The 20,751-nt window shown below is 61.8% G+C and carries 18 protein-coding genes; 4 read left to right on the forward strand and 14 right to left on the reverse strand.

What is annotated here, in order from left to right; all coding sequences use genetic code 11:
* Nucleotides 1-66: 66 nt before the first annotated feature.
* The 11 genes from ACR0BA_RS16240 to ACR0BA_RS16290 all read right to left on the reverse strand — a co-directional run bounded on the left by ACR0BA_RS16240 (nt 67) and on the right by ACR0BA_RS16290 (nt 12,141).
* Nucleotides 67-1,734 carry an ABC transporter permease gene (locus tag ACR0BA_RS16240; protein ID WP_093963949.1) on the reverse strand — a complete coding sequence of 556 codons (1,668 nt, stop codon included), beginning with the start codon at nt 1,732-1,734 and terminating at the stop codon, nt 67-69.
* A 114-nt stretch (nt 1,735-1,848) separates the two neighbouring features.
* A complete protein-coding gene (locus ACR0BA_RS16245) occupies nt 1,849-3,066 on the reverse strand; it encodes a phenylacetate--CoA ligase family protein (RefSeq protein WP_480728976.1) in 1,218 nt (405 codons plus the stop codon).
* A gap of 19 nt (nt 3,067-3,085) precedes the next feature.
* Entirely contained in the window at nt 3,086-3,919 is an 834-nt protein-coding gene (locus ACR0BA_RS16250; protein ID WP_170342738.1) for an ABC transporter ATP-binding protein, read from the reverse strand.
* An 83-nt stretch (nt 3,920-4,002) separates the two neighbouring features.
* Nucleotides 4,003-5,286: an ABC transporter substrate-binding protein gene (locus tag ACR0BA_RS16255; protein ID WP_170391347.1), complete on the reverse strand. Its 1,284-nt coding sequence runs from the start codon at nt 5,284-5,286 to the stop codon at nt 4,003-4,005.
* A 71-nt stretch (nt 5,287-5,357) separates the two neighbouring features.
* Entirely contained in the window at nt 5,358-6,434 is a 1,077-nt protein-coding gene (locus ACR0BA_RS16260; protein ID WP_005979938.1) for a branched-chain amino acid ABC transporter permease, read from the reverse strand.
* 3 nt (nt 6,435-6,437) lie between these two features.
* Nucleotides 6,438-6,695: a hypothetical protein gene (locus ACR0BA_RS16265; protein ID WP_170340767.1), complete on the reverse strand. Its 258-nt coding sequence runs from the start codon at nt 6,693-6,695 to the stop codon at nt 6,438-6,440.
* A 3-nt stretch (nt 6,696-6,698) separates the two neighbouring features.
* Nucleotides 6,699-7,685, reverse strand: a complete 987-nt coding sequence (locus tag ACR0BA_RS16270) for a branched-chain amino acid ABC transporter permease (protein ID WP_170340766.1) — start codon at nt 7,683-7,685, stop codon at nt 6,699-6,701.
* Between the two features lie 29 nt (nt 7,686-7,714).
* Complete coding sequence (locus ACR0BA_RS16275; RefSeq protein ID WP_093963943.1) at nt 7,715-8,536, reverse strand: ABC transporter ATP-binding protein; 822 nt, start codon at nt 8,534-8,536, stop codon at nt 7,715-7,717.
* A 77-nt stretch (nt 8,537-8,613) separates the two neighbouring features.
* On the reverse strand, nt 8,614-10,557 hold the full coding sequence (locus ACR0BA_RS16280) for an AMP-binding protein (protein ID WP_480729086.1): 1,944 nt from the start codon (nt 10,555-10,557) through the stop codon (nt 8,614-8,616).
* A 400-nt stretch (nt 10,558-10,957) separates the two neighbouring features.
* Entirely contained in the window at nt 10,958-11,509 is a 552-nt protein-coding gene (locus tag ACR0BA_RS16285; protein ID WP_170600837.1) for a methyltransferase family protein, read from the reverse strand.
* Nucleotides 11,506-12,141 (reverse strand): cation efflux transmembrane domain-containing protein, encoded by a 636-nt coding sequence (locus ACR0BA_RS16290; RefSeq protein ID WP_170600835.1) that lies wholly within the window; start codon nt 12,139-12,141, stop codon nt 11,506-11,508. Before ACR0BA_RS16290 ends, ACR0BA_RS16285 begins: the two co-directional genes overlap by 4 nt.
* A gap of 72 nt (nt 12,142-12,213) precedes the next feature.
* On the opposite strand from ACR0BA_RS16290, the gene ACR0BA_RS16295 reads away from it, so the two are divergent.
* The gene (locus ACR0BA_RS16295) at nt 12,214-12,630 is read left to right on the forward strand and encodes a MerR family transcriptional regulator (protein ID WP_170600833.1); all 417 of its coding nucleotides are present in this window, start codon (nt 12,214-12,216) and stop codon (nt 12,628-12,630) included.
* A 101-nt stretch (nt 12,631-12,731) separates the two neighbouring features.
* On the opposite strand, the gene mutT is transcribed toward ACR0BA_RS16295, so the two are convergent.
* From mutT to ACR0BA_RS16310, 3 genes are read right to left on the reverse strand one after another with little or no spacing between them, the layout of a single operon-like run.
* Nucleotides 12,732-13,130, reverse strand: a complete 399-nt coding sequence (gene mutT, locus ACR0BA_RS16300; protein ID WP_170340762.1) for an 8-oxo-dGTP diphosphatase MutT — start codon at nt 13,128-13,130, stop codon at nt 12,732-12,734.
* Nucleotides 13,131-13,185: 55 nt separating this feature from the next.
* On the reverse strand, nt 13,186-14,412 hold the full coding sequence (argJ, locus tag ACR0BA_RS16305; protein ID WP_480728981.1) for a bifunctional glutamate N-acetyltransferase/amino-acid acetyltransferase ArgJ: 1,227 nt from the start codon (nt 14,410-14,412) through the stop codon (nt 13,186-13,188).
* Nucleotides 14,413-14,418: 6 nt separating this feature from the next.
* Nucleotides 14,419-15,267, reverse strand: a complete 849-nt coding sequence (locus tag ACR0BA_RS16310; RefSeq protein ID WP_480728983.1) for a peptidylprolyl isomerase — start codon at nt 15,265-15,267, stop codon at nt 14,419-14,421.
* 176 nt (nt 15,268-15,443) lie between these two features.
* On the opposite strand from ACR0BA_RS16310, the gene secA reads away from it, so the two are divergent.
* From secA to ACR0BA_RS16325, 3 genes are all read left to right on the forward strand, one after another.
* Nucleotides 15,444-18,149, forward strand: coding sequence for a preprotein translocase subunit SecA (gene secA, locus ACR0BA_RS16315; RefSeq protein WP_480728985.1), 2,706 nt, complete (start codon nt 15,444-15,446; stop codon nt 18,147-18,149).
* 100 nt (nt 18,150-18,249) lie between these two features.
* Nucleotides 18,250-19,167: a hypothetical protein gene (locus tag ACR0BA_RS16320; protein WP_480728986.1), complete on the forward strand. Its 918-nt coding sequence runs from the start codon at nt 18,250-18,252 to the stop codon at nt 19,165-19,167.
* A 24-nt stretch (nt 19,168-19,191) separates the two neighbouring features.
* Complete coding sequence (locus ACR0BA_RS16325) at nt 19,192-20,748, forward strand: phosphate ABC transporter substrate-binding/OmpA family protein (RefSeq protein ID WP_480728988.1); 1,557 nt, start codon at nt 19,192-19,194, stop codon at nt 20,746-20,748.
* Nucleotides 20,749-20,751 lie beyond the last annotated feature (3 nt).

Genomic DNA, 20,751 nt, shown 5'->3' on the forward strand with positions numbered 1-20,751 from the left:
GCCTTGCCGGAAAATGCGATCAGATCAAGCCTGTCACGACATGGTGTGGTATTTTTGAACCGCCCGTCAGTGCCGGCGCCCGACCTGGCGGCAGATCAGGATCACCGGCAGCAGGCCCACGGCCAAGATCACCAGCGACGGAACGGCAGCGCCCTCCAACCGTTCGTCCGAGGCCAGCCGGTAGGCCTGCACCGCCAGCGTGTCAAAGTTGAAGGGCCGCATGATCAGCGTGGCCGGCAGTTCCTTCATAACGTCCACGAATACGATCAGCAGCGCCGTCAGCAGCGAGGGCGTGAGGATCGGCAGATGCACCCGACGCAACGTGCCCAATGGCGTCTGCCCCAGCGAGCGGGCAGCGGCATCCATATTTGCATGAACGGTGCTCTGACCGCTTTCATAAGCGCTGAGCGCGGCCGCGAGGAAGCGCACCATGTAGGCCGCCACCAACAACCAGATCGAGCCGGTGACCAGCAACCCGGTCGACACGCCGAAGGTCTGCCGCATCCAGGCGTCCAGCGCATTGTCGAACCCGGCAAAAGGCACGATCAGCCCCACCGCGATCACGCCGCCTGGCACGGCATAGCCCAACCGCGCCGCATAAGCCGCCATGGCCGAACCGCGCCCGGGTCTCAGCCGTTGGAAGAAACCGACGCAGACCGCCGCGCAGACGGTGATCACCGCCGCCGTTCCTGCCAGAGTCAGAGAGTTCCGAATGAACCCGAGATAGCGGGCCGAAAGCAGGTTCTGCTCGGACTCCAATCCCATCTGAGTCAGCACGATCACCGGAAGCAGAAAGCCGAACAAAACCGGAATGGCGCATAAAACCCATGCCGCCACAGCCTGCCAGCCGCTCAGCTGTGCAGCGGGCAATGCCGCGTGGCGTTTGCCGGGTTGGTAGTATTTGGCCTTGCCGCGCTGGGTGCGCTCGGTCACGGCCATCACCAGCGCAAAGGCCAGAAGGCACAGCGCCAGCTGCGCCGCCGCCGCGCGGTCGGCCATCGAAAACCAGCTGGTGTAGATGCCGGTGGCAAAGGTCTGAACCCCGAAATAGGCGACCGTACCGAAATCAGCGATGGTCTCCATCACCGCCAGTAGAACACCGCCGGCAATCGCGGGCCGCGCCATCGGCAGCGATACCCGCCAAAAGGCCGACCACGGGCTGCTGCCCAGCGCCCGCGCCGCCAGAAAAGCGGTGGCACTTTGCTGCAGAAAGGCGGCGCGCGCCAACAGATAGACATAGGGGTACAACACCAGGATCAGCATCACCGCCGCGCCCTCGGTCGAGCGGATCTCGGGGAACCAATAGTCGCGCGGACCCCAGCCGGTCACCTGGCGCAACGTGGTCTGAACGATGCCGGGATGATCGAGGATGAAGGTATAGGCATAGGCCAGCACATAGGCTGGAAAGGCCAGCGGCAGCACCAATGCCACCTCGAACAGGCGTACGCCGGGAAAACGGGTCATGGTGACCAGCCACGCGGCTCCGACCCCGATGGCGAATGTTCCCACCGAAACCAATGAGACCAGGATCAGCGTGGTGGCCGCATAGCCGGGCAGGACCGTGTCCAGCAGATGCCGGATCGTGTCAGTGCCGCCGGTGACGGCCGCCAGCACCACGGCGACCATCGGTAACAGGCAGGCCGCCGCCACCAGATAGGCCAAGGCCCCGACGAACCGGGTACCCAAAGCCCCGCGGTTGCGCGATCCATGTTCTGAGAATTCGATCTGGGCCATGGCCTCGGGTCGGCAAAGGTTGCGGTTCCCCTTTAATCGACCAAAAAACTCGGAAACGCCAGTGGGCAGGCACAGGTTTCTGCGGCGCATTTGGCCGCAGAACCCCGGGCCGGATCAGTCGTAGACGCGCTGATCCTCGATCACCAGCCCGTCCTTGGGCAGCGAACCGGGCGGCACCACCTGAACCGTGCCCTTCAGCTTGAGCACCTCGACCACAGACTTGGCATAGGCGCCATCATCGCCGCCGGGGCTTTCGATCTGCACGGTCATCGTGTCCATCTCGCCCTGCCGGGCAGCGATGACGCGGGCCTTGACGATCTCGTCATGCTTGGCGACCAGCGCGGCCACCTGTTCGGGGCGCACGAACATGCCCTTGATCTTGGTGGTCTGGTCGGCACGCCCCATCCAGCCCTTGATGCGCAGGTTGGTGCGGCCACAGGGCGACTGCCCCGGCAGCACCGCCGACAGATCACCGGTGGCAAAGCGGATCAGCGGATAGTCGGGGTTGAGGGAGGTCACCACGACCTCGCCGACCTCGCCTTCCGCCACCGGTGTTCCGGTGCCCGGGGTCACGATTTCCACGATGACATGCTCGTCGATGATCATGCCCTCCATCGCGGCGCTTTCATAGGCGATGTTGCCCAGATCGGCCGTGGCATAGCATTGCAGGCAGGAAATGCCCCGATCGGCATAGGCCTGGCGCAAGCTGGGGAACAATGCCCCGCCGCCCACGACCGCCTTCGAGAAGTTCAGAGCGACGCCCATCTCGTCGGCCTTGTCCAGGATCACCTTCAGGTAATCGGGCGTGCCGGCATAGGCGGTGCAGCCCACGTCGCGCGCGGCGGTCACCTGAAGTTCGGTCTGGCCGGTCCCCGCGGGAAGCACGGCGGCGCCCACGGCACGCGCGCCGTTTTCAAAGATCATGCCCGCGGGTGTCAGGTGATAGCCAAAGCAGTTCTGCACGATATCGCCCTGCCCCACGCCCGCCGCATGCAGGAACCGGCCCATGCGCCACCAGTCGTGATCGACTCCGCCGGGCTCATAGATAGGCCCCGGCGACTGGAACACATGGGCAAAGCCATGCGCAGGTTTGACGGTAAAGCCACCAAAGGGCGGGTGCTGTCCCTGCGCCTTGGTCAGGTCGGACTTGCGCAGAACCGGCAGCTTGGGCAGATCCGCGATGGTCTGGACCGCATCCAGATCGACATCGGCGAAATGGGCCGCGAAACCGGGCGCGGATTTCGCCCGCGCCAGCTGTTCGCGCAGACCGGCCGAGTGCTCGGCAGCGCGCTGATCGGCCGAACGGGTTTCCAGAGCGTCGTAGAATGTCATCGCCAGATCCTCCATCCGCTCACAGCCACCTCTTGCGGCGACGATATGACCGCACGTCGCGGAAGCTCTTGCGGCCTTCGTCGGACATACCGAGGTAGAATTCCTTGACGTCCGGGTTCTCGCGCAGTTCGGCGGCAGGGCCGTCCATCACCACGCGCCCCGATTCCAGGATATATCCGTAATGGGCAAAGCGCAGCGCCACGTTGGTGTTCTGTTCGGCCAGCAGGAAAGACACGCCTTCCTGTTCGTTCAGGTCCTTCACGATGGTGAAGATCTCCTCGACCAGCTGCGGCGCAAGACCCATCGAGGGCTCGTCCAGCAGGATCGTCTCGGGGCGGCTCATCAGCGCGCGGCCCATGGCGACCATCTGCTGTTCCCCACCCGAGGTGTAGCCTGCCTGGGACCGACGCCGCTCTTTCAAGCGGGGGAAATAGTTGTAGACCAGTTCGAGGTCCTGCTGGATGGCGGCCTTGCCGTCCTTGCGGGTATAGGCCCCGGTCAGCAGGTTTTCCTCGACGGTCAGATGTTCGAAACAGTGGCGGCCTTCCATCACCTGGATGACGCCCTTCTGCACCAGATCGGCCGGATCGCTCTCGTGCACGTTCTGGCCGCGATACTTGATCGAGCCCTTGGTGACCTCGCCGCGTTCGGAATGCAGCAGGTTTGACACCGCCTTGAGCGTCGTCGTCTTGCCGGCCCCGTTGCCACCCAGCAGCGCGGTGATCCCGCCCTTGGGCACGGTCAGGCTGACGCCTTTCAGCACGAGGATCACATGGTTGTAGATCACCTCGATATTGTTGACCTCAAGCAGGGTTTCCGCCTGCACGTCAGTGGTTTGTGCCGCATCCAGCATCAGCGCGTGTCCTCATGCCTGCCCCGTTCGAGGCTTGTCCGGTTCGGGGCGGCGGTCAGCCGCCGCCCCGGTGTTCGTGCCGCTTAGTTGCAGCCCTGTTCGATGTTGTTCTCAGCCGCGTATGCGCTCGAGTCTTCCTCGATCAGCGGGCCGATCACGTCCGTATCGGTAGCCTTGAACTCCGAGATCAGAGTCCAGGTCTTGCTGTCTGCATCCCACTGGGTCACGCCCACAAGGGCATCCCCGCCGTGGTTTTCACAGCTGACCGAGAAGGTCGGACCAAAGTTGGGCAGGCCCAGTTCGGCCATCTTCGCTTCGGTCATCTCAAGTGCTTCCATACCGTCGCGCATGTCGCCCGAGGTGATGTCAGCCTTGCCCGAGATTTCCTGTGCCTTCTTGGCGGCTTCGGCGGCCAGCATCGCAGCATAGAGACCACGGTTGTACAGGACCGTACCGACCTGATCGCCGGCGCCGGCGGCCTTGCCAGCGTCGATGACGTATTTCTGCAGGTCGTCATACAGCGGATAGTCCGAGCCGACGTTGTGGAAGGTCAGCGCCTTGTAGCCATTCGCGGCCGCACCGGCGGGCATGACGTCATGTTCAGCGCCCGACCACCAGATGCCGATGAAGTTCTCCATCGGGAACCGGATGTTCGCGGCTTCCTGGATGGCCACCTGGTTCATCACGCCCCAGCCCCACATCAGGACATAATCGGGACGATCGCGGCGGATCTGCAGCCACTGCGATTTCTGCTCCTGGCCGGGGTGGTCGACCGGCAGGGCCACCAGCTCGAAGCCATGCTTCTTGGACAGCTCTTCCAGCGTGCGGATCGGCTCCTTGCCGTAGGCCGAGTTGTGGTAGACCAGCGCGATCTTCTTGCCGCTCAGATCACCGCCGTTTTCCTCGAGCAGATAGTTGACCGCACCCGAGGCACCGTCCCAGTAGTTGGCCGGATAGTTGAACGTGTGGCTGAACACCTTGCCGTTCTTGGCCGAGGTGCGGCCATATCCCATCGTGTGCATCGGGATGTCGTCAGCGGTGGTTTTCGGGATCAGCTGATAGGTGATGCCGGTCGACAGCGGCTGATACACCAGCGCACCTTCGCCTTTGGTAGATTCATAGCATTCCACACCCTTTTCGGTGTTGTAGCCAGTTTCGCACTCGATGACCTTGGCCGGAACACCACCGATGCCGCCGTCCCGCTCGTTGAGCAGAGTGAAATAGTCCGCGTAGCCATCCGCGAAGGGGATGCCGCCCGCGGCGTAAGGCCCGGTGCGGTAGCTGAGCGACGGGAACACGAGGTCGGCCATTGCCGGACCTGCGGCCATCAGCGCACCCAGCGCCATTGTTGCCAGTTTCTTGTTCATCGGGTGTCTCCTCCCTTGGTTTGTCCGATGTTGGTTCGGGCTTTGCGCCCCTTTCTTGATTGGGCCGGTCCCTAGTGCGGGAAAGGCCAGAGTCTCAGTTTCTCCTTGGCGACGCGCCACAGCTGCGCCAGACCGTGCGGTTCTAGGATCAGGAACAGGATGATCAGCCCGCCCACGATCACCAGCTGCAGATGCGCGACGATATCGGTGGGCCAGCCCAGCATGTCCGCGCCCACGACCTTGAGCACCACCGGCAGCAGGACCAGGAAGGCCGCGCCGGCAAAGGATCCGAAGATCGAGCCCAGCCCGCCGATGATGACCATGAACAGCACCAGGAAGGATTTCTGGATGCCGAAGGCCTCGCCCACCTCGACCGCGCCCAGGTAGATGGCGAAGAACAGCGCCCCCGACACGCCCACGAAGAACGAGCTGACGGCAAAGGCGCTGAGCTTGGCGCGCAGCGGGTTCACACCGATGATTTCGGCGGCGATGTCCATGTCGCGGATCGCCATCCAGGTGCGCCCGGTGGTGCCGCGGGTCAGGTTGCGGGCGATGATCGCGCAGGCGGTCAGGAAGATCAGGCAGAACAGATAGGTCGCCCAGGCCGGCGCGTTGGGGCCGGTGATGATGATGCCGAACACGTCACGCTCTGGCGCGTTGATCTGCCCCGAGGCCGAATAGTTGTAGAACCACGGCACCCGGTTGAACAGCCACACCAGGAAGAACTGCGCCGCCAGCGTCGCCACCGCCAGATAGAACCCCTTGATCCGCAGGCTGGGCAGGCCGAACAACACGCCAACGATGGCGGTGATGCCGCCGGCCAGGATCACATGGATGAACATCGACACGTCGGGAAAGGCGGTCATCAGCTTGTAGCAGGCGTAGGCGCCCACGGCCATGAACCCTCCGGTGCCCAAGGAAACCTGCCCGCAATAGCCCACAAGAATGTTCAGCCCGATCGCCGCAATCGCATAGATCAGGAAGGGCAGCAGCAGCGCGTTGGCCCAATAGTCGTTGATGATGAACGGGATGATCCCGAACGCCACCGCCAGCACCACATAGTACCGATACCGGTCGAACTTGATCGGGAAAGTCTGGTTGTCGTCCCTGTAGGAGGTCTTGAAGTCTCCGGCCTCACGATAGAACATGTCTTACTTTCCCCATTGTTCCTGCGCCCGGTTGCGGGCTTCGGCGTCCAGTTGGTTGGACCGTTTGGCATATCCGCTCGCCTCCGAGGCGCGCACCAGTTTCATGTAGGCCAGAACACCCATCACCAGCCCGGCAAAGGCCAAAAGCGCGGCCACGGTCAGCTGATTGGCGGTCAGATCGTTCGAGGTCAGGGCGATGTACCCAAAGGCCCAGAACCCCGCCCACGCGATCACGTTGATGATGGCGATCAGCTTGGTCATGGCCTACACCCTCTCGATGATCTTCTCGCCGAACAGGCCCTGCGGCCGGAACACCAGGAAGATCAGCGCCAGCACATAGGCGAACCAGTTCTCGGTCGCGCCGCCCACCAGCGGGCCCACGGCGAACTCGAACAGCTTCTCGCCCACGCCGATGATCAGCCCGCCGACGATGGCGCCGGGGATCGAGGTGAACCCGCCCAGCATCAGAACCGGCAACGCCTTCAGCGCGATCAGCGACAGCGAGAATTGAACGCCCGACTTGGTGCCCCACATGATGCCCGCGACCAGCGCCACGAACCCGGCCACCGACCACACCATGATCCAGATGAAGTTGAGCGAAATGCCCACCGACAGCGCGGCCTGGTGGTCGTCGGCCACGGCCCGCATGGCGCGGCCCTGCTTGGTGTACTGGCTGAACGCAACCAGTGCCGCCACCAGAAGCGCCGCGATGACCGTCGCCACGATGTCCAGGTTGTCGATGAAGAAGCCGTAGCCGAAGATGTTGTAGGTGGTCTCGTCGATCCACAGGTTGATGCCCTGCGGAAGACCCACGTCCAGCGTCTTGATCTCGGATCCCCACATCAGGTCGGCCACGCCTTCCAGGAAGTAGGCCAGACCGATGGTGGCCATGAACAGGATGATGGGCTCCTGCCCCACAAGGTGGCGCATGACAAAGCGCTGCACCGCCCAGGCAAGCAGGACCATCACGCCCATCGTCAGCAGAATGGCCAGCAGCGCCGGCACGTTCCAGCCGAAGTAGTGAATATGCGTGCCGAAGATCGCGTTGATCAGATGGGAGAACGGAACTTGCCCGTTCATGATCCCCACCAGGGTCATCGCCGCAAACAGGGCCATAACCCCCTGAGCATAATTGAAGATCCCCGACGCCTTGTAGATCAGCACAAAGCCCAGCGCGACCAACGCATACAGCACCCCGGCCATGAGGCCGTTCAGAAAGACCTCCATCGCGAAAATCAACTGATCAGGCATCTGCGCCTCCCCTCAATTCTGTGCGGTGCTCAGTCATGGCTGACCCCCAGATAGGCGTCGATGACTTCCTGGTTGTTGCGCACCTCGTCGGGCGTGCCGTCCCCGATCTTCTTGCCGTAATCCATCACGACCACGCGGTCGCTCAGGTCCATCACCACGCCCATGTCATGCTCGATCAGGGCGATGGTCGTGCCGAATTCGTCGTTCACATCCAGGATAAAGCGGCTCATGTCCTCTTTTTCCTCGACGTTCATGCCGGCCATCGGCTCGTCCAGCAGCAGCAGCTTGGGTTCGGCGGCCAGCGCGCGGGCCAGTTCGACGCGTTTCTTCAGGCCATAGGGCAGGCGCGCCACCGGCGTCTTGCGGATGTGCTGGATTTCCAGAAAGTCGATGATCTTTTCGACCGCCTCGCGGTTTTCCACCTCTTCCGCCTCGGCCTTGCCGCGCCAGATCGCCTGCTGCAGAATGTTTGTCTTCATGAAGTTCAGGCGGCCGGTCATCACGTTGTCCAGAACGCTCATGCCTTCGAACAGGGCGATGTTCTGAAAAGTCCGGGCGATGCCCTGGCGGGCCACTTCGTAGGGTTTCATCTGCGGGCGTTTCGCCCCGTGGAACCAGACCTCGCCCTCCTGCGGGATGTAGAAGCCGGAAATCACGTTCAGCATCGAGGACTTGCCCGCGCCGTTGGGCCCGATGATCGCGCGGATCTCGCCCTGGCGGATGTCGAACGAGATGTCCTTGATCGCCACCACGCCGCCGAACCGCAGGGTGATGTTCTTCATCTCCATCACCACGCCGCCGATCTTGCGGCCATCCTCGGTGACATATCCGTCGTCGGATGCATCCAGCATCGTCTACTCCTCAAACTGCGGGTGAACGGGACGGCGGGCGGGGCGATGGCCGCAGGCCGAGCGGCGCGCGATCGGCCTCATTCCGCGGCCACCTTCTGATGCGACACCGGCACGACCGGCACGTCGACGATCTGCAACGTGGCGCTGATCGATCCCTTGCGCCCGTCCTCATAGGTCACCTCGGTCGTGGTCGAGACCGCCTCGGACCCGTCATAGAGCGCGTCGATGATGTCGGCGTATTTGTCCTCGACGAACTTGCGGCGCACCTTTCGGGTGCGGGTGATCTCGCCATCGTCGGGGTCCAGTTCCTTGTGCAGCACCACGAACCGGTGCACCTGGCAGCCTGACAGCATCTCGTCGGCGGCAACCGACTTGTTGACCTCTTCCACATGGCTGCGGATCGTCTCCAGCACCCGCGGATGGCCCGCAAGTTCCTGATACGAGGCATAGGCGATGTTATTGCGCTCAGCCCAGTTGCCCACCGCCGTCAGGTCGATGTTGATGAAGGCCACGCAGCGGTCGCGTCCATTGCCGAACAGCACTGCTTCGAGGATGTCGGGATAGAACTTCAGCTTGTTCTCGACATATTTCGGCGCGAACATCGAACCGTCGGCCATCTTGCCCACGTCCTTGGCGCGGTCGATGATCCGCAGATGGCCGCTGCTTTCCTCGATGAACCCCGCGTCGCCCGTGGCCACCCAACCTTCGGGGTCCTTGGTCGAGGCAGTGGATTCGGGGTTCTTGAAGTATTCAACGAACACTCCGGGCGAGCGATAGAAAATCTCGCCATTCTCGGCGATCTTCAGCTCCACATCAGGGGCCGGGACGCCCACCGTGTCGGCGCGCACCTCGCCGTCGGGCTGGACGGTGATGAACACCGTCGCCTCGGTCTGACCATACAGCTGCTTCAGGTTGATCCCCAGCGAGCGGTAGAAATCGAAAATTTCGGGCCCGATCGCCTCGCCCGCGGTGTACCCGACACGGAACCGGCCGTAGCCCAGCGTGTCTTTGAGCGGCCCATAAACCAGGACATTTCCGATCGCGTATTTCAGGCGATCCACGAAGCCGACCGGGTGGCCGTCCAGGATGCGCCCGCCGACCTTTTTGGCGTGATCCATGAAATAGCGGAACATCCGCTGCTTCATCGGGCTGGCATCCTCCATCCGGATCATCACGTTGGTCAGCTGGGTCTCAAACACGCGCGGCGGCGCGAAGAAGTAGGTCGGGCCGATCTCGCGCAAGTCGGTCATCATCGTGTCGGCGCTTTCGGGACAGTTCACGCAGAACCCGCACCAATAGGCCTGACCGACCGAAAAGATGAAATCGCCCACCCAAGCCATCGGCAGATAGGACAGGATATCCTCGTTGCGGGTCAGGTGGTCGAACTCGGCCGAGTTCTTTGCGCTTTCGATCACGTTGCGGTTCGACAGAACCACGCCCTTGGGCTTGCCCGTTGTGCCCGAGGTATAGAGCATCACGCAGGTGTCGTCATAGGTGATCTCGGCGATGCGGCGGTCAAGCTCGGCATCGAACCGGTGATGCCCGGCGCGCCCCTCGGCCATGATGTCGCTCAGCGCGTTCATCTGGCTGTGGTCGTATTTCCGCATGCCGCGTTTGTCGGTGTACAGGATGTGCTTGACCTGGTGCATGTCCTGCTGGATCTCGATAACCTTGTCGACCTGCTCCTGGTCGCCGCAGACCACGTATTTCGCGCCGCAGTGTTCCAGCACATAGGCCATCTCTTCTGCGACCGAGTCCTGATACAGCGGCACCGGCACCGCGCCCACCATCTGGGCCGCGACCATCGACCAGTAATGCGCCGGACGGTTGCGCCCGATCACGGCGATATGGTCGCCCTTTTCAACGCCAAGCTCCAGGAATCCCAGTGCCTGCGCACGGATCTCGGCGGCCGTTTCCGCCCAGGTCCAGCACTGCCAGATCCCGAATTCCTTTTCGCGGTAGGCCGGGGCATCCCCGAACTGCGTCGCATTGCGGTGTAGAAGCGCCGGAAGGGAGTGCATCCCTTCGGCGCCCGACTGCGTCTGAGCCAATTCTATCTCTCCTCCCCATCCGGCCCCGGTTTGGGCCGGAACGACGTCGCCGGGTCAGACCCGCGCGTCGCTGCCCCGATTAAGGACAAGGAGGACGATCAGCGTCAACTTTTTCGTGATGTTTTCCGGAATCTTACGAATTGTAACAGGGATGCCGGGGTGATGTTCCGATTTGTACGTCTTGTACAAACTGCGAAACAGCACGCTTCAAAAAAGAGCGGCGTGGGTTTGCATTCTGCTTCTACGCCGAAACGCTAAAGAGAATATCATAACGGTCTATTTGCAGAGCGTGGTAAATGGTAGCTTTGAGCCCAAAGCTACCAAGATGCCGCACCATGGCTAAGGTCTGCTTTTGCACTTGGTCGTTTGCCTACAAGAAACGTCGGACCTTTGTTCGGTAGTTCTCGAACGCGGAACCGTATTGCCCCTTGAGCCATGGTTCCTCGGCGAAAGGCGCGGCGATTAGAACGGCTATTCCGGCAGAACCGACAAGCGCCGCCCCAGACGACGCACAAAGTACGATCCAGCCGATTATCATTGCAATGTCCGCCAAGTATTGTGGGTTGCGCGAATAGCGATACATGCCGCTTGTTCGAAGCGTTCCTTTTGCACCGCCAGTCTGGGCAACACCAAACTTTGCGGCTTCTGACCAGACAACCACGTTTCCGGCGACAATCAGGGAAACGCCTACGCCAAACCGCAACCAATTTGGGATTGGCAGGTTTCCCCATTCCATGACGCCGAGGACGATCAAGATCCCAAAGAGGGTGAATGTCGGAACCCAAACCAGAATGGGAGTGGCCATGGTATAGCGCTTTGGCGGCCAAAGGCGGCGGTTAGGAAATACGATGGACCAAAGCATGGCGGCAAACGTAGCTGCCGCGATCATAAGGCCGGTGAAGACTAAGACCGTCGGCATCATACGACCTCATGTTCATGCTGGGTCATCTCGCGTCGCTCCGCCAAGGCTTGGCGTACGATCTGGAAAGCTGATGAAAGGAACAACCCGGCCATGATCGTCGCCACAATCAGGTCAGGCCAACCCGTCGCCGTCCCCCACACACCAAGTGCTGCAAACATCACTGCCACATTCCCAATCGCGTCATTGCGCGAACATAGCCAAACTGACCTGACATTGGCATCACCGTCCTTGTAGCGAACCAACAGCAATACGCTTGCCAAATTGGTGAGCAGCGCAAGAAAGCCGACAATGCCCATGATCTCTGCGGTGGGGACGCCAACGTAGAAGACGCGATAGACCGTCGATCCGAACACCCAAAGCCCCATCAGAAGAAGGCTGACGCCTTTGAACAATGCTGCGTTCGTTCGCGCTCGGAGCGATGCCCCGATGACTGCAAGTGAAATTCCGTAGGTCAGCGCATCGCCTGCAAAGTCGAGCGCGTCGGCTTGCAACGCTTGAGACTTGGCGAGATGGCCTGCCGTCATCTCGACAAAAAACATCGTCGCATTGAGCGCAATGACGATCCACAGCCGTCTTTTGTAATCATCTGAAACGCCGTCAAACTTGGCGTCATGTCCGCAGCAACCAGCCATGGGAATCCTCTTTCATCTTTGGTTACTCATAGTGTAATGTCTCTAGTGACTAGAGGTTCAAGGGGTTTCTTTATGTTTTCCATCGGCGAGCTTTCGAAGCGCACAAAGGTCAAGGTTCCGACCATCCGTTATTACGAGGAAATGGGGTTGTTGCCCGAGACTGAGCGCACATCGGGTAACCAACGACGTTACGATAAGGCTGGTTTGGAGCGACTCAGTTTTATTCGCCATGCGCGTGACCTTGGCTTCTCGATTGAAGCGATTTCGTCATTGATAGAACTGCAGGAGCATCCAGACCGGTCGTGCGAGGCTGCAACGGGCATTGCCACATCGCAACTAGAAGAGGTTCGCGCCAAGATCAGGCGACTAAGAACGCTTGAGAAGGAACTCAGCCGGATATCGAAAGGCTGCGACGGTGAAGGCGTGTCGGAAGACTGTTATGTATTGGCGTCACTGGCCGATCACAATTTGTGCGACCGAGAACATTAGAAACCGTGAATGCAGACATTAGACTGTCGAGAACGAACGGCAGCTTTGTCCGCATACAAGACATCCAGACCTATCAACTCGAATGTCCCTGGCTTTGCGCCCTACAACCAATCCCGCAAAATCGGGATCAATGGAACATCCGCCGCCGGCATCGGATAGTTGCGCAGCTCGTTCGCCCGCACCCATTTCAGCGCCTGACCCTCTTTCGACTGCGGAATGCCCTGCCACTTGCGGCAGGCAAACAGCGGCATCAGTAGATGGAAATCGTCATAGCTGTGGCTGGCAAAGGTCAGCGGTGCAAGGCACGAGGCCCAGGTGTCGATGCCAAGTTCCTCGTGCAATTCGCGGATCAGGGCAGCCTCGGGGGTTTCGCCCGGCTCGATCTTGCCGCCGGGAAATTCCCACAAGCCAGCCATGGCCTTGCCCTCCGGGCGCTGCGCCAGCAGCACCCGCCCATCCACGTCGATCAGGGCGACGGCAGAGACGAGAACCGTTTTCATGGTCGCAACCCCGTACGCAAAACCGGGCTCCACTTTTGCTGGAATTGCTTTGATGTCACGACCGGTAATCCGCGTTGATCTCGATGTATCGGTGGGTCAGATCGCAGGTCCAGACAGTGGCCTTGCCCTCGCCCAGCCCCAGATCGACCGCGATCACCAGTTCCCGGCCCTTCATGTAGGCGGCGGCGTCTTCCTCGCGATAGGTCGGGCTGACCCAGCCTTTTTCGGCCACGAGAATATCGCCGAAGGAAATGCTGAGCGTGTCGCGATCGGCCGCCGCGCCGGATTTGCCGATCGCCATGACGACACGGCCCCAGTTCGGGTCTTCGCCGGCGATGGCGGTCTTGACCAGCGGTGAATTGGCGATGGCCATGCCGTGGACCTTGGCATCGGCGTCAGAGGCAGCGCCGGTCACGCGGATCTCGACGAATTTGGTGGCGCCTTCGCCGTCCTTCACCACCTGATGCGCCAGATCCAGCATCACCGATTCCAGCGCCCGCGCGAAATAGGCATTGCCGGTGGCATCCGCGCCCGACGCGCCGGTCGCGCACAGCAGCAGGCTGTCCGAGGTCGAGGTGTCGCTGTCCACGGTGATGCAGTTGAAGGTCCGGTCGGTCTGCTCGGACAGCATCCGTTGCAGCGCCGACTGGTCGATCTTCGCATCGGTGAAGATATAGACCAGCATCGTCGCCATGTCGGGTGCGATCATGCCCGACCCTTTGGCAATCCCCGCAATAGAGACTGTTTTACCGTCAATCTCAACCTGCGCACTGGCGCCTTTGGGGAAGGTGTCGGTGGTCATGATCGCCCGCGCGGCCTCTTCCAACGCGTCGGCGCGCAGGCCGGCGGTCAGTTCGTCCAGCCGGGCCACGATCCGGTCATGCGGCAGCGGCTCGCCGATCACCCCGGTGGACGAGGTGAACACGCGGTTCTGCGCCACGCCGGTGACCTGCGACACGGCAGCGGTAATCTGCTCGACCGAAGCCCGCCCGTACTGTCCGGTAAAGGCATTGGCATTGCCCGAGTTCACCAGGATCGCCGCCGGCCCGTCACTGGGCCCGCCGATCTTGTCCTGGCAATCCAGCACTGGCGCCGCACGTGTGGCCGAACGGGTGAACACACCGGCCACCGCGGTGCCCGGATCGAGCACCGCCAGCATCACGTCGGTGCGGCCCTGATACCGCACCCCGGCGGCGACGGTGGCGAACCGCACACCGTCGATGACCGGCAGATCAGGAAAGGCCGCGGGGGCCAGCGGAGACACCTTGGTGATCTTGGCCACGCTGGGTTACTCCTGAACCAAGTCCAGCTTGCGGACCACATCCGGGGTCAGGCCCTCGACCTCGGGGCGCTCGACGCTGCCCGCCTGGGTCAGCTCGTCGATCTTGGCCTGAATGGCCTCCTGACGAACGGACTGGGCCAGTTCATCCCGCACCGCCGCAAACTCGGGCGCTTCGGATTTGCGTTTGTCGTTCAGGATCACGACATGCCACCCGAACTGGGTCTGCACCGGGTCCGAGACCTGCCCTTTTTCCAGCCCGATCACGGCCTGTTCGAATTCGGGCACCATCTGGCCCTTGCCGAACCAGCCCAGCGCGCCGCCGTTGGGGCCGGACGGGCCGGTGGATTTCTCTTTGGCCAGCTCGGCAAAATCGGCGCCGTCGTCCAGTTGCGCCTTGATCTCTTTGGCCTCGTCCTCGGTCGCGACAAGGATGTGGCTGGCGTTGAACTCGTCCTCGCCCTGGAACTCGGCGAACTGCGCGTCATAGGCGGCCTGGATCGCGTCGTCGGTCACCTCGGCATCGGTGATCTGGTTCACCGTCTGCACCGCTTTCAGCGAGCGCTCTTCGTTGGTCAGCATCAGCGCGTTCAGGCGGGTCAGCTCGACCTGCTCCTGGCTGAGCAATTGTTGCTGTATCAGCTGCTCGACGATGAACTGGTACAGGACCTCGTCTTCCAACTGCTGATATTGCGGCGGCAGGCCAGCCGCAGTGGCAATCACGTGACCCAAAGTGATCTCGTCGCCGTTGACGCGCGCCACAACCGTATCGGCAGAGGGTTCGGTTTCAGCGGCGACAGGCAGGGCCATCATGGCCGCAAGAGCCAGCGATGGCAGAAAAGTGAGACCTTTGGGCATGAATTCATCCTATATTCTGGCCGCGACAGGGCGTGGCGTTGACACTCTGGAACCTGCCGCTTACATCGCTTGCAGCCTTTGACAGGACCATCTTTTCCTCCCAGCTATCTATGGGTTGCGCGCAAGGTGGGCAAGCCTGTCGCAACCAAGACAAGAAAAGATCCGCTGGAGTGAACATGCTGGGACTCGGTACGCTTGCCAAAAAGGTGTTCGGAACACCGAACGACCGCAAGATCAAGGCAACCCGCCCGCTGGTCGAAAAGATCAACGCGCTGGAGCCGGAGTTCGAAAAACTCTCGGATGACGATCTGAAAGCCAAGACCGAAGAGCTGCGCAAGCGGGCCAACGAGGGTGAGAGCCTGGACGACCTGCTGCCCGAGGCATTCGCCAACGTGCGCGAAGGCGCCAAGCGCGCGCTGGGTTTGCGGGCCTTTGACGTGCAGCTCATGGGCGGCATCTTCCTGCATCAGGGCAACATTGCCGAGATGAAGACCGGCGAAGGCAAGACCCTGGTCGCCACCTTCCCCGCCTATCTGAACGCACTGACCGGAAAGGGCGTGCATGTCGTCACAGTCAACGAATATCTGGCAAAGCGTGACGCCGAATGGATGAGCAACGTGTTCGGCGCGTTGGGTATGACCACCGGCGTGATCTGGTCGGGCCAGCCCGATGCCGAGAAAAAAGCGGCCTATGCCTGTGACATCACCTACGCCACCAACAACGAGCTGGGCTTCGACTATCTGCGCGACAACATGAAGGCGGATCTGAACGAGGTCTACCAGAAGCACCACAATTTCGCGATCGTGGACGAGGTCGACTCGATTCTGATCGACGAGGCACGGACCCCGCTGATCATCTCGGGTCCATCTCAGGACCGGTCCGATCTTTACACGGCCATCGACGGCCTGATTCCGTCCCTGCAGGACGATCACTATACGATCGACGAGAAGTCCCGCAGCGTGACCTTCACCGATGAAGGCAACGAGTTCCTCGAAGAGCAGCTGCACGCCAGTGGCCTGCTGCCCGAGGGCCAGTCGCTGTACGACCCCGAAAGCACCACGGTGGTGCACCACGTCAACCAGGGCCTGCGCGCGCACAAGCTGTTCCAGCGGGACAAGGACTACATTGTGCGCGACGGCAACGTGGTTCTGATTGACGAATTCACGGGCCGGATGATGCCGGGCCGCCGTCTGTCCGAAGGTCTGCACCAAGCCATCGAAGCCAAGGAAGGCGCGCCGATCCAGCCCGAAAACGTGACCTTGGCCAGCGTGACTTTCCAGAACTATTTCCGCCTCTATGACAAGCTGGCCGGCATGACCGGTACCGCCCTGACCGAGGCCGAGGAATTCGCCGAAATCTATGGCCTGGGCGTAGTCGAAGTGCCGACCAACAAGCCGATCGCCCGTGCCGACGAGGACGATCAGGTCTATCGCACCGCGGCCGAGAAATACGCGGCCATGATCGAAGAGATCAAGAAGGCCAACGCCAAGGGCCAGCCGGTTCTGGTGGGCACGACCTCGATCGAGAAGTCCGAGATGCTCAGCGAGATGTTGACCAAGGAAGGCATCAAGCACAACGTCCTGAACGCCCGCCAGCACGAGCAGGAGGCCCAGATCGTGGCCGAGGCCGGACGTCTGGGCGCGGTAACCATCGCCACCAACATGGCCGGCCGCGGCACCGACATCCAGCTGGGCGGCAACGTGGAAATGAGCGTCATGCAAGCGCTGGCCGAGAACCCCGACGCCGACCCGGCCGAACTGCGCGCCCGGGAAGAGGCGCGCCATGCGGAAGAAAAGCAAAAGGTGCTTGAGGCCGGCGGTCTGTTCGTTCTGGCCTCGGAGCGCCACGAAAGCCGCCGCATCGACAACCAGCTGCGCGGCCGTTCGGGCCGTCAGGGCGACCCAGGCCGCACCGTGTTCTTCCTCAGCCTGGAAGACGACCTGATGCGCATCTTCGGCTCAGAACGGCTGGACAAGGTTCTGACCACCTTGGGCATGAAAGAAGGCGAAGCGATCGTCCACCCTTGGGTGAACAAATCGCTGGAACGTGCGCAGGCCAAGGTCGAAGGCCGCAACTTCGACATGCGCAAGAACGTTCTCAAGTTCGACGACGTGATGAACGATCAGCGCAAGGTGATCTTCAACCAGCGACGTGAAATTATGTCGACCGACGATCTGTCCGAAATCGTTTCGGACATGCGCGAACAGGTCATCGACGATCTGATCGACCAGTACATGCCGCCCAAAACCTACGCCGACCAGTGGGACACCGACGGGCTGCACGCGACCCTCAAGGAAAAGCTGAACATTGATGTTCCGGTGCAAGAGTGGGCAGCCGAGGATGGGGTCGACGACGACGTGGTTCGCGAGCGCCTGATCAAGGCCACCGACGAGATGATGGCCCAGAAGGCCGCCGCCTTCGGCCCCGAGAACATGCGCAACATCGAAAAGCAGGTGCTGCTGCAGACCATCGACAGCAAGTGGCGCGAGCACTTGCTGACCCTGGAACATCTGCGCTCGGTCGTGGGCTTCCGCGGCTACGCCCAGCGCGATCCGCTGAACGAATACAAGACCGAAAGCTTCCAGCTGTTCGAGAACATGCTCGACAGCCTGCGCGAAACGGTTACCCAGCAACTGGCCCGCGTCCGCCCGCTGACTGAAGAAGAGCAGCGCGAGATGCTGGCGCAGATGCAGGCGCAGCAGGCCCAGATCAAGAAAGCCGCCGAACAGGCCGAAGCGGTGGCCGAGGCGCAGGCCTCAGGCGATGCGCGGCCCGGCTTTGTCGAGGACGACCCGTCAACCTGGGGTAATCCGTCGCGCAACGATCCCTGCCCCTGCGGGTCCGGCAAGAAGTTCAAGCACTGCCATGGTCGGCTTGCCTGATCCGGTCAGATTCCCGACATAATGAGTCCGCGTCGCGGCCACATATTGGCCGCGATTGTTAAGCACTCTCCGACTCGCTCCTTCAACTGGGGAGGGTGTCTTGTTTGTAATTCGGAACTACGTGACCACAGGTGGCACGGTCGCATGCGCCTTGGCCATCGGCTACCTGATGCAGAACGGACCGGCCTCGCAGCCGGACGTGCAGGAAACACGTCAAGCGATGATCCAGCCATCTGGAGAAGGCACCGTGATTGCCGGGTTGGAAGGTATCGTTCTGACTTCGGCGACGCCGAATACGTCCACGGCCCCCGAAACCTCGGCCAAGGTTCCGCCCCGGGCAGAGGCTGCCGCTCCTCAGGCGCAGGTCAACTGCGATCTCCGGGCCCGCGCAATGGCGGCCCCCAATGCGACAGCACGTTTGACCCTGAAGGCCCCCTGCAATCCCGATGAAACCGTCGAGCTGCACCACAGCGGCATGACGTTCAGCGCCCGAACCGACAAGGACGGCCGTCTGGACCTGTCCATTCCCGCCCTGTCGGAATATGCCATTTTCCTGATCTCGTTCAAAAACCAGCGCGGCACTGTCGCCACCACTCACATTCCTGATTTTTCAGACTATGACCGGGTTGCGCTGCAATGGACGGGGGACACCGATTTGCAACTGCACGCGTTGGAGTTCGGTGCATCCTATGGCGAGGCCGGGCATGTCTGGTCGAACGCCAGCAGTTCCGGCACCGGGCAGGTTGTCCACTTCGGCATGGCCGGCGAGCGCAATGTCGAGATCTATTCGGTCCCCCGCAACCTGGCCGACGCAAATGGCACCGTCGCCCTGAGCGTCGAAGCCGAAGTGACTCCCCGAAATTGTGGGCAGGACCTGGATCTGCAAGCTCTCGAGTTGCTGGACGATCAGGGGCTGCGGTCGCGAGAGTTGTCGATCACCCTGCCGGCCTGCGACAGCGGACAGGACTTTCTGGTGTTGAATAATCTGTTCCAAGACCTGACAATCGCCGCAAAGTAACGGCAGGCAGGTCTACAGGTCTTTATGAAGTATCTTCACGCGACGATGACGGTGTTGTCGTTGATGGCTGGCGCTTCAGGCGCCCTCGCTCAGGACATCACACTGACCTCGCATGACGGCAAGGTCGAGATCACCGGGAACCTGTTGGGGTTTGATGGTGAATTCTACCGTGTGGACACCCAGTTCGGCGAACTGACCGTGGATGGATCCGGCGTCACCTGCGACGGTCCGGCTTGCCCCAACCTGATCGACTTTGTGGCCGAAGTGCACTTCTCTGGCGCATCGGTGATGGCCGAATCCCTACTTCCGGCCCTGATCGAAGGCTTTGCGCAACGAGAAAACCTGAACGTGCTAAGCGAAGGCACGGACCCTGCGCAGCTTGTCTTTGCCCTGAGTCAGCCGGAACGAACCGCCCCTTTGGCGCGGTTTTTCCTGCGCGTTTCGGACACCAACCGCGGTTTTGCCGATCTGACCGCCGATCAGGCAGACATCGCTTTGGCGATGCGCGAAATCCGCCCGCAGGAGGCCGCGGCGGCGCAGGAAAACGGTCTGGGCGACCTGTCCCGACCGCGCCGGTCGCGGGTGGTGGCTCTTGGCGCGCTGGTGCCGGTGGTCTCATTGGACAATCCGATCCAGCAGATCTCGGTTTCGGACCTGGCGCGGGTCATAAATGGCGAGGTCGCCAACTGGGCACAGCTCGGTGGCCCGGATGCCCCCATCGCCGTTCATCTGCCGGATGTGACAACCGGTGTTGGTCAGGCCGTGCAAGACCAGGTGATGCAGCCAGCCGGTGTGCAGGCGCATGAGGACGTGATCCGCCACACCCGCAGCGCGGAACTGGCAGCAGCGGTTGCGCGCGATCCGTTCGCACTCGGTATCGTCAGCCACGCTGACCCGCAAAACGTGCGCAGTCTGCCGCTGGCCGGCGGATGCGGTCACGCATTGCGCGCCACGCGCGCCGCCATCAAGACCGAGGACTATCCGCTGACCCTGCCGATGTTCCTGTATCTTCCACAGCGGCGCCTCCCGAAGATCGCCCGCCAGTTTCTGGCGTATGTCCAAAGCCCCGAGGCACAGATGGTCATCCGGCAAGCCGGTTTCGTCGACCAGTCCCACGAACTGGTACGTCTTGGGCTTCAGGGCGACCGGTTGGCCAACGCCATCACCTCGGGTGGGTCCGAGGTGGGTCTGGAAGAACTGCAACGGATGATCGAAACACTGCGCCCGCTGTCGCGCCTGTCGGTGTCTTTCCGGTTCGAGCCGGGATCGTCGCGGCCAGACGCGCAGTCGCGGTCGAACATCCTGCAAATGGCGCAGGCGCTTGAATCGGGCCAGTATGACGGGCGCAAACTGGTCTTCGTCGGTTTCAGTGACGGGGACGGTGCCGCGGAAACCAATGCCCGCATCGCCTTGCGGCGCGCACAGACCGTGCGCAACGCGATCCTGGCCGCGATCGAGACCGCAGTCCCCGAAACCGTCGAGATCGCCGTCGAAGGTTTTGGTGAAGCCATGCCAATGGCCTGCGACGACACGGAATGGGGCCGCAAGGCCAACCGTCGTGTCGAAGTCTGGGTGCGCTAGCGG

It is taken from the genome of Ruegeria sp. CI5 (assembly GCF_056536885.1).

Excerpts from the sequence above, each read along its gene's own strand:
- ACR0BA_RS16240 (WP_093963949.1), bottom strand. The coding sequence starts at position 1,734 with ATGGCCCAGATCGAATTCTCAGAACATGGATCGCGCAACCGCGGGGCT.
- ACR0BA_RS16245 (WP_480728976.1), bottom strand. The coding sequence starts at position 3,066 with ATGACATTCTACGACGCTCTGGAAACCCGTTCGGCCGATCAGCGCGCT.
- ACR0BA_RS16250 (WP_170342738.1), bottom strand. The coding sequence starts at position 3,919 with ATGCTGGATGCGGCACAAACCACTGACGTGCAGGCGGAAACCCTGCTT.
- ACR0BA_RS16255 (WP_170391347.1), bottom strand. The coding sequence starts at position 5,286 with ATGAACAAGAAACTGGCAACAATGGCGCTGGGTGCGCTGATGGCCGCA.
- ACR0BA_RS16260 (WP_005979938.1), bottom strand. The coding sequence starts at position 6,434 with ATGTTCTATCGTGAGGCCGGAGACTTCAAGACCTCCTACAGGGACGAC.
- ACR0BA_RS16265 (WP_170340767.1), bottom strand. The coding sequence starts at position 6,695 with ATGACCAAGCTGATCGCCATCATCAACGTGATCGCGTGGGCGGGGTTC.
- ACR0BA_RS16270 (WP_170340766.1), bottom strand. The coding sequence starts at position 7,685 with ATGCCTGATCAGTTGATTTTCGCGATGGAGGTCTTTCTGAACGGCCTC.
- ACR0BA_RS16275 (WP_093963943.1), bottom strand. The coding sequence starts at position 8,536 with ATGCTGGATGCATCCGACGACGGATATGTCACCGAGGATGGCCGCAAG.
- ACR0BA_RS16280 (WP_480729086.1), bottom strand. The coding sequence starts at position 10,557 with ATGCACTCCCTTCCGGCGCTTCTACACCGCAATGCGACGCAGTTCGGG.
- ACR0BA_RS16285 (WP_170600837.1), bottom strand. The coding sequence starts at position 11,509 with ATGATGCCGACGGTCTTAGTCTTCACCGGCCTTATGATCGCGGCAGCT.
- ACR0BA_RS16290 (WP_170600835.1), bottom strand. The coding sequence starts at position 12,141 with ATGGCTGGTTGCTGCGGACATGACGCCAAGTTTGACGGCGTTTCAGAT.
- ACR0BA_RS16295 (WP_170600833.1), top strand. The coding sequence starts at position 12,214 with ATGTTTTCCATCGGCGAGCTTTCGAAGCGCACAAAGGTCAAGGTTCCG.
- mutT (WP_170340762.1), bottom strand. The coding sequence starts at position 13,130 with ATGAAAACGGTTCTCGTCTCTGCCGTCGCCCTGATCGACGTGGATGGG.
- ACR0BA_RS16310 (WP_480728983.1), bottom strand. The coding sequence starts at position 15,267 with ATGCCCAAAGGTCTCACTTTTCTGCCATCGCTGGCTCTTGCGGCCATG.
- secA (WP_480728985.1), top strand. The coding sequence starts at position 15,444 with ATGCTGGGACTCGGTACGCTTGCCAAAAAGGTGTTCGGAACACCGAAC.
- ACR0BA_RS16325 (WP_480728988.1), top strand. The coding sequence starts at position 19,192 with ATGAAGTATCTTCACGCGACGATGACGGTGTTGTCGTTGATGGCTGGC.